This window comes from Phenylobacterium sp., assembly GCF_024508875.1.
Taxonomy (GTDB): Bacteria; Pseudomonadota; Alphaproteobacteria; order Caulobacterales; family Caulobacteraceae; genus Phenylobacterium.
On record NZ_JANINU010000134.1, the window covers coordinates 21,664 to 37,228 of the forward strand.

Consider the following 15,565-nt stretch of genomic DNA (forward strand, 5'->3'; position numbering starts at 1 on the left):
GTCAGGCTCGTCCCAAAAGAATTCGCCCTTGCTCAACGCGGAGCGGCACGACCGGCGTGCAGCCCTTGCCGCGGTCGGCGCCCATCGCCTCGCCGGTGGCGAGCTCGATGTTCCAGTTGTGCAGCGGACAAGCGACGGCGTGACCGTGGACGATGCCCTGGCTGAGCGGGCCGCCCTTGTGGGGACATCGATCCTTCAGCGCGAACACCCGGCCGTCGCCGGTGCGGAAGATCGCGATGTCGCCGTCCGCCGTCGGGACGCGCCGCGAGCCGCGCATGGGGATGTCGGTCACCGCCCCGACATCGGTCCACTGGATGGGATCCCTTACGAGCGCGTTCATGCCGGTTCGAACTCCATGCGGCGGCTGAGCGGGTTGAATTCGTGGGAGTCGCGGCCCGCCACGCGCTCGGCCCAGGGGTCGATGCGGTAGAAGCGTTGCGAGTAGGAGAAGCGGTCGTAGAGCGCCCGGCGGGTCTCGGGATCCTCGACGGCGGTGCGGATCGTCTCCAGGCCGACGCGGTCCATCCACTTGTAGATCCGCTCCAGGTACCAGCCGTCCTCGCGGTACATCTGCATCACCGCGCAGATGGCCCAGACCGCCTCGTCCTCGGAGGCGACCTTGGTCAGCAGTTCCGTTCCCTTGATGTGCAGGCCGGCCGCGCCGCCCACGTGAATCTCGTAGCCGCTGTCGACGCAGATGACGCCGATATCCTTGCAGGTGGCCTCGGCGCAGTTCCGCGGGCAGCCCGAGACCGCCAGCTTCACCTTGGCCGGCGACCACGAGCCCCACATGAACTTCTCCAGGCGCACGCCCAGGCCGGTGGAGTCCTGGGTGCCGAACCGGCACCAGTCGGTCCCGACGCAGGTCTTCACCGTGCGCAGGCCCTTCGCATAGGCGTGGCCCGAGACCAGGCCCGCGGCGTTCAGGTCGCGCCAGACGGCGGGCAGGTCGTCCTTCTTCACGCCCAGCAGGTCGATGCGCTGGCCGCCGGTGACCTTGATGGTCGGGATCTCGAACTTGTCGACCACGTCGGCGATGGCGCGCAGCTCGTCCGAACTGGTCACGCCGCCCCACATCCGCGGGACCACCGAATAGGTGCCATCCTTCTGGATGTTGGCGTGGACGCGTTCGTTGACGAACCGCGACTGCTTGTCGTCGCGGTAGTCGCCGGGCCAGGCGCATACCAGGTAGTAGTTCAGCGCCGGGCGGCACGAGGCGCAGCCGTCGGGCGAGGTCCATTCCAGCGCCTGCATCACCGCCGGGATCGACTTCAGCTCCTCGGCGATCAGCCGGCGGCGGACCTCGTCGTGGCCGCGATGCGTACAGCCGCAGACGGGCTTGGGGCCCTTCTGCTCCTGGAAGGCGTCGCCGATCGACAGCTTCAGCAGCTTCTCCACCAGCGGCGTGCAGGTCCCGCACGAAGCCGAGGCCTTGGTGACCGCGCGCACGCTCTCCAGCGTGGTGAGGCCCTCCCCCGCGATCGCAGAGACGATGTCGCCCTTGCAGACGCCGTTGCAGCCGCACACCTCGGCGGTGTCGGCCATGGCCGCAACGGCCGCGCTAGGGTCCAGGCCCCGAAGGCCCTCCGTCGCCGCCTGGCCGAAGACCAGGGTCTCGCGGAAGCCGGCCACGTCCTCTCCGGACTTCATCAGGTCGAAGTACCAGCCGCCGTCGGCCGCATCGCCGAACAGCACGGCCCCGGCCACCTTGCCGTGCTCCAGGACGATGCGCTTGTAGACCCCACGTCCGGCGTCGCGGAACACGATGTCCTCACACCCCTCACCGCCCGAGAACTTGCCGGCCGAGAAGACGTCGACGCCGGAGACCTTGAGGCGCGTCGAGAGGACCGAACCTTCGTAGGCGCCCGAACCGGCGGTCAGCGTCTCGCCCAGCGTGCGGCACATCTCCCAGATCGGCGCGACCAGTCCGTAGCATTGGCCGCGGTGCTCGACGCATTCGCCGACCGCGTAGATGTGCGGGTCGGAGGTGCGCATCTGGTCGTCCACGACGACCCCGCGGCCGACGTCCAGACCGGCCGCCTTCGCCAGCGCCGTGTTGGGGCGGATGCCCACCGACATCACCAGGAGGTCGCAAGGCAGGACGCGGCCGTCCTTGAGCTTCAGGCCGGTAACCTTGCCGTCCTCACCGACAATCTCCTCGGACTGGGCTTCCAGCACCGTTTCGACGCCGCGGGCCGACATCGACTCGGTCAGCAGGAAGCCTGCCGAGGCGTCGAGCTGGCGCTCCATCAGGACGTCCATGAGATGGACGACGGTGGCCTTCATGCCGCGGCGGGCCAGGCCATAGGCCGCCTCGATCCCCAGCAGGCCTCCACCGATGACCACCGCCCGACTGTCGGGTAACGCCGAAGCGGCGGTCATGGCCTCCACGTCATCGAAGTCGCGGAAGGTGACGACGCCCGCCAGGTCCGAGCCCGGAAGCGGCAGGCGAATAGGGTCTGACCCGGTGGCCAGGATCAGCAGGTCGTATGGCCAAGCTTGGCCGCCTTCCACGCGGATCAACCTGTGCGCGACATCAATCTCGCGGACCGCGAGTCCGGCATGTAACGTTACGCCGTTATCGCGGTACCAGGCCTCGTCGTTGATCACGATGTCGGCGAAGGATTTCTCCCCCGCCAGCACCGGCGACAGCATGATCCGGTCGTAGTTCACCCGCGGCTCGGCGCCGAAGATGGTGATCTCGTAGCGGCCGGGATCGCGCTTCAGCACCTCCTGGACCGCCCGGCAGCCGGCCATGCCGTTGCCGATGACGACGAGCTTCTCCTTGGCCATGGACGGACCCTTCTACAAACGTAGGGCGGAGGCGGCGGCGCCAGCCAGTTCGGGCCAGGTCTTCCGCCAGCGGGCCTTCACGCCGGTCAGGCCGACGAGGGCCAGCAGGGCCAGGGCGGCGAAAGCCAGGAGGCCCATCTGGTACGAGCCGGTGACCTGCTTGGCCCATCCCAGGCTGGAGGCCAGGTAGAAGCCGCCGATGCCGCCCGTCATGCCGACCAAGCCGGTCACGACGCCGATCTCCTTGCCGAAGCGCTGGGGCGCGAGCTGGAAGACCGCGCCGTTGCCCGCGCCCAGGGCCATCATCGAGAACATCATCAGGGCCAGGGAGATCCAGGCGCTGGGTTGCTGGAAGCTGACCAGCGCCAGGCCGAGGGCGGCGAGGACGTAGACCACGCTCAGCGTCCGCACTCCGCCGAAGCGGTCGGCCAGCGCCCCGCCCACGGGCCGGACGAACGAGCCGGCGAAGACGCAGGCGGCGGTGAAGAAGCCGGCGGTCACGGCCGGCAGCCCATACTCGGCGTTGAAGTAGATGGTCAGCGAGGACGACAAGCCAACGAAGCCCCCGAAAGTGACGCCGTACAGGGCCATCAGCCACCAGGCGTCGCCCGTGCCCAGGACGCTCATGTACTCGCCCAGCGTCTTGGCCGGCGGCCGGTTGGGCGCGTCTTTCGCGAAGACGAGATAGACCACGAAGGCGATGGCGAGCGGTAGGGCGGCGAGGCCGATGACGTTCTGCCAGCCGAACACCTGGGCCAGGCCCGGCGCGAACAGGGCGGCCAGGGCGGTGCCCGAGTTGCCGGCGCCGGCGATGCCCAGGGCGAGGCCCTGATGCTCGGGCGGATACCAGCGCGACGCCAGCGGCAGGGCCACGGCGAACGAGGCGCCCGCCACGCCCAGGACCACGCCCAGCGCCAGCACCTGATGATAGCTGTGCACCCCGAGGAACCAGGCCAGCGCCAGGCCGGCGAGCACGACGAGCTGGCCGATCAGGCCGGTCTTCTTGGGTCCGATGTGGTCGACCATGACGCCGGCGACTAGGCGGAGCAACGCGCCCGACAGCACCGGAATGGCCACCATCAGGCCCTTCTGCGCCGGCGTCAGGCCGAACTCCTTGGAGATGGCGACGCCCAGCGGGCCCAGGATCACCCAGGTCATGAAGCTAAGGTCGAAATAGAGGAAGGCGGAAAGCAGAGTCGGCGTGTGACCCGACTTCAGGAACGAGCGGCTGACCATGGGTTTAGGCCCCGTGCTGGAGTTGGACAGGCGGCGTCGCCAAGGGTTCGGATGGGGCTCGTCGTCGAGCCGGTCCGGTGAGCCGCGAACGCCGTTGTCCTGGGCCTGACCGTTACTGAAGCCCGCGCCGGGAACACTGTCACCCGAGATGGAGACCGGAGGAGGCCGCTGCGTGCCGCAGCGCAATAATTGGGCGCCCACGAAATCGGCGGTGCCCGGAAATTGGACTTACAGACGATATTCCAGGGTGAACCATACCTTGGTGCGCGAGGGCGGCGGGGTCGCGGCGCCGGGCCGAACGCGGGCGGCGCGTTCGAAGTCGGCGTACTTCAGGGCCGCGCTCAGCTTGGGATGGAGCTGCGCTTGAAGCTGGGCGTCCCACTCGCGCCCCAGGGCCGCGCCCGCCCGCTGGCCGTCGAAGTCGTGGTAGCGCACCAGCAGCTCAACCTTCTTGACGGAGCCCAGCGTCCAACGGGGTCGCGCGATCGAAAACCGCGGTCATGCGAGCGCCCTGCCCGCCCGGCAGGCGCCGCCGCGCTCAAGATGTGGGCCCTCAGGCTCCGACGATGCGGCTGAGCAGGCCCTGCTGCGCGTGCCGGCGCGCGTCGGCGAGGCGGAACTCGCCGGCCGTGCTGTAGCCCTTCAGCGACTCGACGGCCGGCGCATCCGGCAGGCCCAGCGACGCGGCGGCCTGCGCGAAAAGGTCCGGTCGATAGAGGCCCCGGGCCAGCGCGGGGATGTCGACGTCGGCCGGGATATGGCCCCAGCGCATCATCTGGGCGGCCAGCCAGCCGCCGTGCACCGGCTCGGGCCGGCTGGCGCCGTCCGCATGGAAGACCATGTCGGCGAGCGAGCGAGCGATCACGGCCGGCTCGGCGCCCACATGCGCGGTATCGGCCAGCAACGCGATCAGCTCGTCGCGGTTCGCCGCCGCGTCGGCCCAGGCCGCGGCCTGCAACAGCGCCCGCAGCAGGGCCTGCAGCACCTGCGGATTGGCTGCGGCCCAGGCCTCGGTGACGGCGAAGACCTTGTCCGGCGTCCGCGGCCAGAGCTGCGAGCCGCGCGCGACGATCGTACCCGCGCCGGCCGCTTCGGCCGCGGTGTCCCATGGCTCGGTCACACAGAAGCCTTCGACCACCCCGCCCACCAGCAGCTCGGTCATCCGCGAGGGTGGCGCGACAGTCATGCGCACGTCGCGGTCGGGATCGACGCCGGCCCGGGCCAGCCAGTCCCGCAGCAGGTAGTTGTGGGTCGAGAATTGGAAGACCACGGCCAGGGTCAGCGGGCTGGCCCCCTCGTCGCGACGCCTGGCGATGAGGCGGGCCAGGCCCTCGGCGCCGGCTCCCGCGCCCGCGGCCGCGGCCAGCCGGGACGAAAGGGTGATGGCCGGGCCGTTGAGGTTGAGCGCGAACGGCGCGACTAGCGGCGTGGGCTCGCCGCCCGAGGCGCCCAGGGCGATGGCCAGCGCAGCGGGCGAGAGCATGTGGGCGCCGTCCAAAGCCCCGACGCTGATCTTGTCGCGCATGGTGGCCCACGAGACCTCGCGGACCAGCTCCACATCCAGCCCTTCCGCTGCGAAGAAGCCCTTGGCGGCGGCCACGATCAAGGTCGCCGCGTCGTTGAGGGCGATGAAACCCAGGCGCAGGCGCGTCATCGGCCGTCCCCCTTCAGCACGCCGGCGAAGGCCAGCAGGTCGGCGGCCACGGCGCCCAGGGGCCGGCCGGTGTCCATGGAGAGCTTGCGCAGCAGCCGGTAGGCCGCGTCCTCGTCGAGCCCGCGCTCCTTCATCAGCAGCGCCTTGGCGCGCTCCACCGTCTTGCGGGACGCCAGGTCGGCCTTGGCCTTCTCCAGATCCTGGCGCAGGCCGTTCATAAGCTGGAAGCGGCTCATAGCCACCTCCAGCACCGAGCGGACCCTCGCCGCGGCCAGGCCGTCCACCACATAGGCCGACACGCCCGCGCGCACCGCCTGCTCGGCCAGCCCCGGCTCGGAGCGGTCGACGAACATCACGACGGGGCGAGGATTGGCCGCCGTCGCTTCGCGCAGGCTCTCGATGGTGTCCCGGTCCGGGCTGTCGGAGGCGACCACGATCACGTCGGGCGCGAAGCGGGCCGCCTCGGCCTCGCTGAAGGTAGCGGCGTGACGCACCTCCAACGGCTCGACGCCGGCGAGGCCCTCCGCCACCAGGGCGGCGCGGGCCGGGTCGGGATCGACGACGAGGACGCGCATGCTCCGCCCCTACGGAGAACATCGCGGCGGGCGCCCAGGAATTCAGCGCGGCTCAGGCCAGGCGGCGGGAAGCGCCGGAAAAGCGGTCACGCGGCGCCGCGTTTTTCGGCAAAGCTAGACGATCGCCGCGAACCCGTGGGGGCTTGCCCTATTCAGCCGCAAGGGGTGCGTCGCCCTCGCGCCACGCGCGGACGCGCTCGGAATGGCGCCCGTACTCCAGGCGGGCGATGCCGCGCAGATGGACCTCGTCCGGACCGTCCGCCAGGCGCAGCGTCCGCATGCCTGCGTACAGGCGCGCCAGACCGAAGTCTTCCGAGACCCCCGCACCCCCATGGGCCTGGATGGCGTCGTCGATCACCCGCAACGCGGCGCGCGGCGCGGCGACCTTGATCATGGCGATCTCGAGCTGAGCGGCCTTGTTGCCCGCCCGGTCCATCATGTCGGCGGCCTTGAGGCAGAGCAGCCGGCTCATCTCAATGTCGAGGCGGGCCTCGCCGATCCGCTGTTCCCATACCGACTGGTCGGCCAGGCGCTTGCCGAACGCCACGCGCGACAGCAGGCGGTCGACCATCTTCTCCATCGCCACCTCGGCGGCCCCGATGGTGCGCATGCAGTGGTGGATGCGGCCTGGCCCCAGGCGGCCCTGGGCGACCTCGAATCCGCGTCCCTCGCCGAGGATGAGGTTCTCGACCGGCACGCGCACGTCGCGCAGCACCACCTCGGCGTGGCCGTGCGGGGCGTCGTCGTAGCCGAACACCGGCAGCATGCGGACGATCTCGATCCCGGGCGTGTCCATGGGCACCAGGATCTGCGATTGCTGCGCGTGCCGCGCCGCGCGCTCGTCGGTCTTACCCATGACGATGGCCACCTTGCAGCGCGGATCGCCGCCGCCAGAAGACCACCACTTGCGGCCGCTGATCACATACGCGTCGCCGTCGCGCCGGATCACGGTTTGGATGTTGGTAGCGTCGGAAGAGGCGACGTCCGGCTCTGTCATGAGGAAGGCCGAGCGGATCTCGCCGTCCATGAGCGGCTTCAGCCAGCGGGCCTTCTGCTCGGGCGAGCCGTAGCGGTGCAGCACCTCCATGTTGCCGGTGTCGGGCGCGGAGCAGTTGAACACCTCGGACGCGAAGCCGACGCGGCCCATCTCCTCGGCGCAGAGGGCGTATTGCAGGTTCGACAGGCCGGCGCCGCGGTACTCGTCCTCGTCGTGCTCGGACGGGGGCAGAAACAGGTTCCAGAGCCCGGCCTCGTAGGCCTTGGCCTTGAGCTCCTCGATCACCGGGATCACCGCCCACCGCTCGGCGCCCTGACGGTCGGTCTGGGCCGTATAGACCGGGATCGCCGGGTAGACGTGCGTGCGCATGAAGTCGCGGACGCGATCACGCCAGGCGGCCTGCTGTTCCGAAAGCGTGAAGTCCATGTCGTCCCTCCGGTCACCGCTGACGCAGCCGGCGGGCGCCCGCCACAGCCGGGGGCAAGAGCCGGCAGGGAGCCGGTTGGCCATGGCGGGCGACCCCAGGATGCGTCGCATCCCTGGGGAACCATATGACCCGCCGCCGCCCCGGCCTTGACATGGCTCAAGACCGAGGACGCTGCGGCTGCGGCCGGACCTAGCGCGGTAGGGTGGAGGCGCCCATCAGGTGGGCATCGACCGCGCGGGCGCACTGGCGGCCCTCGCGGATGGCCCAGACCACCAGCGACTGGCCCCGGCGCGCGTCGCCGCACGCGAAGATGCTGGGCTGGGAGGTGCGGTAGTCGTTGGTGTCGGCCAGCACGTTGCCGCGCGGGTCGAGGTCGACGCTGCTTTGCTCCACCGCCCCGGCCTTGCGAGGGCCCACGAAGCCCATGGCCAGGAAGACCAGATCGGCCTTGAGCTCGAATTCCGAGCCCGCGACCTCACGCATCTGCTGGCGGCCGTCGGGGCCGGCTGCCCACTCCAGGCGCACGCACTCGATCGCGGTAACGCGCCCGTCCTGGCCGATGAACCGCTTGGTGGCGACAGCGAATTCCCGCTCGGCGCCTTCCTGGTGCGAAGACGAGGTGCGCAGCTTCAGCGGCCAGTCCGGCCACGTCAGCGACTTGTTCTCGTGCACCGGCGGCTGCGGCATGATCTCAAGCTGGGTCACCGACGCCGCGCCGTGGCGGTTCGACGTGCCGATGCAGTCCGAGCCGGTGTCGCCACCGCCGATGACCACCACATGCTTGCCCTGGGCGTTGATCGTGCCCGCGGGCGCGGCGATCGACTCGGGGTCGCCCGCGTTGCGCTTGTTCTGCTGGGCCAGGAACTCCATGGCGAAATGCACACCGTCCAGCTCGCGGCCCGGGACCGGCAGGTCGCGCGGATCCTCGGCCCCACAGGCCATCACCAGCACGTCGTAGTCGTCCAGCAGGCGCTGGACCGAGACCATCGCGCCGACCTCGAAGTTCGTGCGGAAGATCACCCCCTCGGCTTCCATCTGCTTGATGCGCCGGTCGATGAGGTGCTTCTCCATCTTGAAGTCCGGGATGCCGTACCGCAGCAGCCCGCCGACGCGGTCCGACTTCTCGAACACGGTGGTGGCATGGCCCGCTCGGGCGAGCTGCTGGGCGCAGGCCAGGCCAGCCGGCCCCGAGCCCACTACGCCGACCCGCTTGCCCGTGCCCCGCGGCGACGGCTCGGGCCGGATCCAGCCTTCGTCCCAGCCGCGGTCGATGATCTGGCACTCGATCGACTTGATGGTCACCGGAGTGTCCGGGATGTTCAGGGTGCACGAGGCTTCGCACGGCGCGGGGCAGATGCGGCCGGTGAACTCCGGGAAGTTATTCGTGGACTGCAGGTTGTCGAGCGCGGCCCGCCAATGGTCGCGGTGCACCAGTTCGTTGAAGTCCGGGATCTGGTTGTTCACCGGGCAGCCCTGGTGACAGAACGGAATGCCGCAGCTCATACAGCGCGAGGCCTGCTTGCGCAGCGCCTCTTCCGGCAGCGGGACGACGAACTCGCGCCAGTGCTTCAGCCGCTCGGCCACCGGCGCATAGCCGCGGTCCTCACGGTCGATCTCGAGAAATCCGGTCGGCTTACCCATCTTCGTATCTCTCCGGATTACTCGGCCGCCACGGCGGCGGCGGCGGCGCGCTCGCGGGCCATGTCGCCCAGCGCGCGGCGGAAGTCCTTCGGCATCACCTTCACGAACGACGGCAGGGCCCGGTCCCAGTTCTCCAGGATCTCGGCCGCCCGCGCGCTGCCCGTATGCAGGTGGTGCCGCTCGATCAGGATGCGCAGCCGTTCGGCGTCGTGGCCCAGCAGGTCGCCCATGCCGGCGTTGTCGACCGCGATCGCGCGCTGGCTCGGACGCTGGGCCTCGTCGCCCGCCGTGGAGGCCGGATCGAGCGGCTCCAGATCGACCATCGCCTTGTTGCACAGCGGCTCGAAGCGCTTGCGCGGATCGTAGACGTAGGCCACGCCCCCGCTCATGCCCGCCGCGAAGTTGCGCCCGGTGTCGCCCAGCACGACCACGACGCCGCCGGTCATGTACTCGCAGCCGTGGTCGCCCACGCCTTCGACCACCGCCACGGCGCCGGAGTTGCGCACCGCGAACCGCTCGCCCGCGACGCCCTCGAAATAGGCCTCGCCGGCGATGGCGCCGTAGAGGACCGTGTTGCCGACGACGATGTTGCGGGTCGGGTCGCGGCGCGACTCGGCCGGCTGGCGCACCACCACACGGCCGCCCGACAGGCCCTTGCCCACGTAGTCGTTGGCGTCGCCGATCAGGGTTAGGCTGACACCGCGCGCCAAAAAGGCGCCGAAGCTCTGACCCGCCGTTCCGCGTAGGGTGAGCGCGATGGTGTCCTCGGGCAGGCCCGCGTGACCATGCGCCTTTGCCACCTCGCCCGAGAGCATGGCGCCGACGGTGCGGTTGACGTTGCGGATCGCATACTCGCCCCGCACCGGCACGCCCGTCTCGATGGCCGCCTTGCAGTCGGCGATGAAGGTGTGGTCCAGCGCCTTTTCCAGGCCGTGGTCCTGGCGCTCGGTGTTCCAGAGCGAAGCCTGCCCCTCGGCCGGACCGGCGTACAGCAGGCGCGAGAGATCGACGCCCTGGGCCTTCCAGTGCTCGACGGCCGAACGCATGTCGAGGCGGTCGACCCGGCCGATCATCTCGTTGAGCGTCCGGAAGCCCAGCTCGGCCATGATCCCACGCAGCTCCTCGGCCACGAAGAAGAAGTAGTTGATCACGTGCTCGGGCTGGCCGGTGAAGCGCGCGCGCAGCACCGGGTCCTGGGTGGCCACGCCCACCGGGCAGGTGTTGAGATGGCACTTGCGCATCATGATGCAGCCGGCGGCGATCAGCGGCGCGGTGGCGAACCCAAACTCGTCCGCCCCCAGCAGCGCGCCGATGGCCACGTCGCGGCCGGTGCGCAGCCCACCGTCGACCTGCACCGCGATACGGTTGCGCAGGCCGTTCAGCAGCAGCGTCTGTTGTGTTTCGGCGAGGCCGATTTCCCAAGGCGATCCGGCGTGGGTCAGCGATGTCAGCGGGCTGGCGCCCGTGCCGCCCTCGAAGCCCGAGATGGTCACATGGTCGGCGCGCGCCTTGGCGACGCCCGCGGCGACCGTCCCGACGCCGACCTCCGACACCAGCTTCACGGAGATGCGGGCGCGGGAATTCACGTTCTTCAGATCGTGGATGAGCTGCGCCAGATCCTCGATCGAATAGATGTCGTGGTGCGGCGGCGGGCTGATGAGGCCAACGCCCGGCGTCGAGTGCCGGACCTTGGCGATATTCTTGTCGACCTTGTGCCCGGGCAGTTGCCCGCCCTCCCCGGGCTTCGCGCCCTGGGCCATCTTGATCTGGATGTCGTCGGCGTTGACCAGGTACTCGGTCGTCACGCCGAAGCGGCCCGAGGCCACCTGCTTGATGGCCGAGCGCATGGAGTCGCCATTGGGCAGCGGCTTGAAGCGGTCAGGCTCCTCCCCACCCTCACCCGTGTTCGAGCGGCCCCCGATGCGGTTCATGGCGATCGCGAGCGTGGTGTGCGCCTCGCGGCTGATCGAGCCGAAGCTCATCGCGCCGGTCGAGAAGCGCTTCACAATCTCGGCCGCCGGCTCCACCTCGTCCAGCGGCACGGGCGCATCGGCCGGCTTGAAACGCATCAGGCCGCGCAGGGTCAGCAGGCGCTCGTTCTGCACATTGATCGCGTCGGCGAACTTCCGGTACTCGCCGGGCAGGTTGCCGCGCACGGCGTGCTGCAGCCCCGAGATCGATTCCGGGGTCCAGGCATGCGCCTCGCCGCGCATGCGCCAGGCGTACTGGCCGCCGACGTCGAGCATCGAGCGGTAGATCGGGCTCTCGCCGAACGCGTCGCGGTGACGGCGGACGCACTCCTCGGCGATTTGCTCCAGTCCCACGCCCTCGATGGTCGTGGCGGTGCCGGTGAAGTAGCGGTCCACCAGTTCGGACGACAGGCCCACGGCGTCGAAGATCTGGGCGCCGCAGTAGGACTGGTAGGTGGAGATGCCCATCTTGGACATCACCTTCATGATGCCCTTGCCGACGGCCTTGATGTAGTTCTTGCGCACGTCGTAGGCCGAGAGCGACAGGCCCTCGCCGACGCGGATCTGCTCCAGGGTCTGGAACGCCAGGTACGGGTTCACCGCTTCGGCGCCATAGCCCGCCAGGACGCAGAAATGGTGCACCTCGCGCGCCTCGCCGGTCTCGATGACCAGGCCGGTCTGCATCCGCAGGCCCTGGCGGATGAGGTGGTGGTGGACCGCAGCGGTGGCCAGGGCCGCCGGGATCGGGATCCGATCCGCCGACGCCGACCGGTCCGACAGGATCAGGATGTTCATGTCGGCCAGCACGTTCTCGGTGGCCTCACGGCACACGCGCTCGACGGCGGCTTCAAGGCCGGCCGCGCCCTCTTCGGCGGGCCAGGTGATGTCAATCGTGGCGGTGCGGAAGGCGCCGTCCAGCAGCTCGTTGATGGCGCGGATCTTCGCGAGATCCTCGTCGGTGAGGATCGGCTGGGCGACCTCCAACCGCTTGTGCGTGCCCGCCTGCCGGCCGAGCAGGTTCGGCCGCGGACCGATCATCGACACCAGGCTCATGACCAGTTCCTCGCGGATCGGATCGATGGGCGGGTTCGTGACCTGGGCGAAGTTCTGCTTGAAGTACTCGTAAAGGAGCTTGGACCGCGACGAGAGCACCGCGATGGGCGTGTCGTGACCCATCGAGCCGATGGGATCGTCCCCGTCGCGGGCCATCGGCTCGAGGAAGAACTGGAGGTCCTCCTGCGTGTAGCCGAAGGCTTGCTGGCGATCGAGCAGGGTCTGGGGATCGTTGGCGACGGCCTCGGCCGACACGCCGTCCAGCGACAGCTCCTCCAGCTTGAACTGGGTGTCGGCCAGCCAGGCCTGATAGGGCGCGGCCGCGGCGAGGGTCTTCTTGATCTCCTCGTCCTCGATGATGCGTCCCTCTTCCATGTCGATGAGGAGCATCTTGCCGGGCTGGAGCCGCCACTTGCGCACGATGCGCTCTTCCGGGACGTCCAGCACGCCGACTTCGGAGGCCATGATCACATGGTCCTGGTCGGTGATGACGAAGCGGGCCGGACGCAGGCCGTTGCGGTCCAGCGTGGCGCCGATCTGCCGGCCGTCGGTGAAGGCCACGGCGGCCGGGCCGTCCCACGGCTCCATCAGCGCAGCGTGGTACTCGTAGAAGGCGCGCCGCTCGGCATCCATGAGCGGATTGCCCGCCCAGGCCTCCGGGATCAGCATCATCATCGCCTGGACCAGCGGGATGCCGCCGGCCACCAGCAGTTCCAGGGCGTTGTCGAGGCAGGCGGTGTCGGACTGGCCGTGCGGGATCAGCGGCCACATCTTGTTGAGGTCGGGCCCGAGGAGCTCGCTTTCCAGCGTGCGCCGGCGCGCGTTCATCCAGTTCACGTTGCCGCGGACGGTGTTGATCTCGCCGTTGTGCGCGATGAACCGGTAGGGGTGCGCCAGCTTCCACGACGGGAAGGTGTTGGTCGAGAACCGCTGGTGGACCAGCGATAGCGCGCTTTCGCAGCGCTCGTCCTGCAGGTCCTTGTAAAAGGCGCCGACCTGGTCGGCGAGCAGGAGGCCCTTGTAAACCACCGTCCGCGTCGAGAAGGACGGCAGGTACACCTGCGTCAATTCCGGGATGCCGCGCTTGGCGGCCAGCTCGGCCAGCGGGTTTTGGAACTGCTTGCGCACGGCCAGCAGCTTGCGCTCGTGCGCGTCCTGGTCCCTCACGTTCGGCCCACGGCCGACGAACGCCTGGCGGATCATCGGCATCGAGGCGAGAACCGCCTCGCCCAGGCCGGTGGTGTCCACCGGCACATCCCGCCAGCCGAGCAGCGGCTGCTTCTCGACCTTCAGGAAGTGCTCGAACTGTTCCATGGCCGCGACGCGGGCCAGTTCGTCCTGGGGCAGGAAGCACATGGCGACCGCATACTCGCCGGCAGGCGGCAGCTCGACGCCCGCTTCATTGGCCCAATCGCGGTAGAGGCGGTCGGGGATCTGGATCAGGCAGCCCGCGCCGTCGCCCACCAGGGGGTCGGCGCCCACCGCGCCGCGGTGGTCGATGTTGACCAGGATCTGCAGGCCGGCCTGCACGACCTCGTGGGATTTGCGCCCCTTGATGTTGGCCACGAAGCCGACGCCGCAGGCGTCGTGCTCGTTGCGCGGATCATAGAGTCCTTGCCGCTCCGGCGGGCGCATAGTCATCCCGAAAACCCCAGCACCTATCTTTGGTGGGCGGCCCTATCGCCGCCGCCGGGCTTTTAAGCGGCACAAATAACCCTTGTCGATGGGACTTTTTACGCCGCCGAGGCAGAAGTTTTCGTGATTGGCGCTCCTGGAGAATACAGCGTTGCGGCTCCGCGGGGGGAAGCCTCGGCAAACCAAGTCAGCAGGCCGTGCAAAAATGGAACGCTCGGAGATTGCGACGTACCCGTCACTAACGGGCTCGCTTTGCGCGGGGCGTCCTCAAGACAGGAAGAGGTCGGGGCCGAAGCGCCCACGAACGATCTCGGCGACGACATCGGTCATTTGACTTTCTTAACGAGACTTTAGAGCCATCCACATGACCGCGCGAATAGAAGGTCGCCTCCATCGACCACGTAGAATGTGGTCAAGTTGTCGCAGCGGCACCTTCCCCAAACGCTTCTTCTCCACTCGGCGCGCGCATTCCATTCCGAGGTAAATTGACAAAATGTCGCAGGGTCCGACCGCTTGGGCAGCCTCAGAATTTACACAATCTCTACAAACCCGACCGCATTTCTCCGGCAACTCGAAGAACATCGGGATGACCGGAGCCACTTATGAAACACCTGTATCTCTCGGCGGCGCTCGCGCCCCTGCTGGTCGTTGCGCCGGCGCACGCTGAGACCAAGGACGCGAAGGCCAAGGCCAGCAGCGAAGCCGTCTTCTCGACCGGCGTCGCCAAGGGCCGCGACCGCCTCGACAGCGCCACGTCGACGAGCGCCCTGCGCGAGTCGGAGATCGAGGTGCTCGGCGCCCGCTCGCTGGGCGAGGTCCTGCGCAACATCCCCGGCATCCGCGCCGAGTACGCGGGCGGCGAAGGCAACGCGAACTACTCGATCCGCGGCCTGCCGCTGTCGGGCACGGGCTCGAAGTACGTCCAGCTCCAGGAAGACGGCCTGCCGGTCCTGGAATTCGGCGACATGTACCAGCTCGGCACCGACATGTTCATGCGCGCCGACCTGAACCTGTCGGCGATCGAGACGATCCGCGGCGGTTCGGCCTCGACCTTCGCCTCGAACTCGCCCGGCGGCGTGATCAACCTGATCTCCAAGACCGGCGATACGGAAGGTGGCGCGGTTCAGGCGACCTACGGCCTGAACTACGGCGAAAAGCGCGTCGAAGGCGACTATGGCTACAAGATCAGCGACACGCTGCGCATGCACATCGGCGGCTTCTACCGCCAGGGCGAAGGCCCGCGTGACGTCGGCTACACCGCGCTGAAGGGCGGCCAGATCAAGGCCAACATCACCAAGACCTTCGACAACGGCTACGTCCGCATCTACGGCAAGTACCTGAACGACCGTACGCCGGTGTATCAGTTCGTGCCGATCCGGGTTTCGGGCACGAACGCCGATCCGACGTTCACCGCCCCGGCCAACTTCAACCCGAAGACCGACTCCCTGCTGTCGCCCTACGTCAGCAACGTCGTGGGCCTGGACCGCAACAACAACATCGAGAACGACGATCTGCGCGGCGGCCAGCACGCCCTGGTCAAGTCGATCGGCCTCGACGCCCAGTTCGACGTGCAGGGCTGGACGA

General features: G+C 68.9%; 10 protein-coding genes. 1 reads left to right on the top strand and 9 read right to left on the bottom strand.

The window, feature by feature from the left end; genetic code table 11:
• Position 1: 1 nt before the first annotated feature.
• From nirD to gltB, 9 genes are all read right to left on the bottom strand, one after another.
• Positions 2-340 carry a nitrite reductase small subunit NirD gene (nirD, locus tag Q0L11_RS11470; protein WP_296597394.1) on the bottom strand — a complete coding sequence of 113 codons (339 nt, stop codon included), beginning with the start codon at positions 338-340 and terminating at the stop codon, positions 2-4.
• Positions 337-2,793 carry a nitrite reductase large subunit NirB gene (nirB, locus tag Q0L11_RS11475; RefSeq protein ID WP_296597395.1) on the bottom strand — a complete coding sequence of 819 codons (2,457 nt, stop codon included), beginning with the start codon at positions 2,791-2,793 and terminating at the stop codon, positions 337-339. The genes nirD and nirB overlap by 4 nt, the downstream gene beginning before the upstream one ends.
• 12 nt (positions 2,794-2,805) lie before the next feature.
• Complete coding sequence (locus Q0L11_RS11480; RefSeq protein ID WP_296597396.1) at positions 2,806-4,029, bottom strand: NarK/NasA family nitrate transporter; 1,224 nt, start codon at positions 4,027-4,029, stop codon at positions 2,806-2,808.
• A 228-nt stretch (positions 4,030-4,257) separates the two neighbouring features.
• A complete protein-coding gene (locus Q0L11_RS11485; RefSeq protein ID WP_296597397.1) occupies positions 4,258-4,464 on the bottom strand; it encodes a hypothetical protein in 207 nt (68 codons plus the stop codon).
• A 118-nt stretch (positions 4,465-4,582) separates the two neighbouring features.
• Positions 4,583-5,683 (bottom strand): ABC transporter substrate-binding protein, encoded by a 1,101-nt coding sequence (locus Q0L11_RS11490; protein ID WP_296597398.1) that lies wholly within the window; start codon positions 5,681-5,683, stop codon positions 4,583-4,585.
• The gene (locus Q0L11_RS11495) at positions 5,680-6,258 is read right to left on the bottom strand and encodes an ANTAR domain-containing response regulator (protein ID WP_296597399.1); all 579 of its coding nucleotides are present in this window, start codon (positions 6,256-6,258) and stop codon (positions 5,680-5,682) included. The genes Q0L11_RS11490 and Q0L11_RS11495 overlap by 4 nt, the downstream gene beginning before the upstream one ends.
• Before the next feature lie 148 nt (positions 6,259-6,406).
• A complete protein-coding gene (locus tag Q0L11_RS11500; RefSeq protein WP_296597402.1) occupies positions 6,407-7,681 on the bottom strand; it encodes an acyl-CoA dehydrogenase family protein in 1,275 nt (424 codons plus the stop codon).
• Positions 7,682-7,871: 190 nt separating this feature from the next.
• On the bottom strand, positions 7,872-9,323 hold the full coding sequence (locus tag Q0L11_RS11505; protein ID WP_296597403.1) for a glutamate synthase subunit beta: 1,452 nt from the start codon (positions 9,321-9,323) through the stop codon (positions 7,872-7,874).
• Positions 9,324-9,340: 17 nt separating this feature from the next.
• Positions 9,341-13,987, bottom strand: coding sequence for a glutamate synthase large subunit (gene gltB / locus Q0L11_RS11510; protein ID WP_296597404.1), 4,647 nt, complete (start codon positions 13,985-13,987; stop codon positions 9,341-9,343).
• A gap of 596 nt (positions 13,988-14,583) precedes the next feature.
• Here gltB and Q0L11_RS11515 point away from each other — a divergent pair.
• Positions 14,584-15,565, top strand: a 982-nt coding sequence (locus Q0L11_RS11515; RefSeq protein WP_296597406.1) for a TonB-dependent receptor plug domain-containing protein, incomplete at its 3' end; no start/stop codon positions are given.